We start from the raw sequence: 934 nt of genomic DNA on the forward strand, positions 1-934 counted from the left end.
CTTCCACCATGGCATTCATATCCCGGATGCGGTCACTGACCAGACCGTCCACACAGATCTCAAGGTCGGTCATCCACCGGGAAAAATCGGGATGTTCCAAAAGTTCACACAGCAGCCGATGATTGAATTTTCCATTCCTTAATACGTCCACTGCACCATCGCTCAGATGCAAGTCCGAAAGGACTGCATCTGGGCGTTTTTTGTTTTCCGTCACACCCAGCAGGTAATCCGTGGTCACGCCATAGAACTCAGCCAGTGTTGTCACGGCGTAAATGCTGAGGTCTGTCACATCGTCGCTCTCATATTTCGACAGTGCCGATTTGGACAGACCCGTCTGCTCTGCCAGCGTTTCCAACTTCAGATTCCGCTCCACACGCAGGTCTTTGAGCCGTTCTCCCAGTGTCAGCTTGATGTTCATGGTCGCACCTCCGATGTTTTTTGCACAGTATACCACTTCCGGCGGTTCCTGTCCATAAACGTGGAATTTTGCAGTTTCTGCACCTGTTTTCCGACATTATGGATATACGGCACAGCGGCCATCGTGATGCTATCCTATAGACAGAAAGAAAACATATTAACTCCCCAGCAGCGAACATATTAAGGGCTTCCCGCGAAAGCCCTCTGAAATATCTTTCATAACCGGACCTTGAGAACAGAATGACCGTCCGAACTGCCCAGACCGCCAAGACCTCCCATCGGGGGAGCGAGCGCCCTGCATGGGGCCGACACAGAGTCCAAAAAGATTTCCTGTCGGGAGGCAGCAAGGGAGACCGGCTTTGAACGTGGCAGGGATCAAATTGATTCGTACCAAAACCTTTGACCAAAGGAGAAATTTTGAGTTTATATCAAAAGATCAAGTCCGCCATCACCGTTCGGCAGGTGGGAGAGATGTACGGCATGGAGCCCGACCGCCATGGCATGGTGTGCTGTCCGT

General features: G+C 51.5%; 1 protein-coding gene. It reads right to left on the reverse strand.

Annotated features, from left to right (window positions below; genetic code table 11):
- On the reverse strand, positions 1-418 hold a 418-nt coding region (locus J3351_RS14005), incomplete at its 3' end, for a helix-turn-helix domain-containing protein (protein WP_207698000.1).
- Positions 419-934: the final 516 nt, after the last annotated feature.

It is taken from the genome of Faecalibacterium sp. Marseille-Q0746 (assembly GCF_017377595.1).
In the GTDB taxonomy this organism is placed as follows: domain Bacteria; phylum Bacillota; class Clostridia; order Oscillospirales; family Ruminococcaceae; genus Faecalibacterium; species Faecalibacterium duncaniae.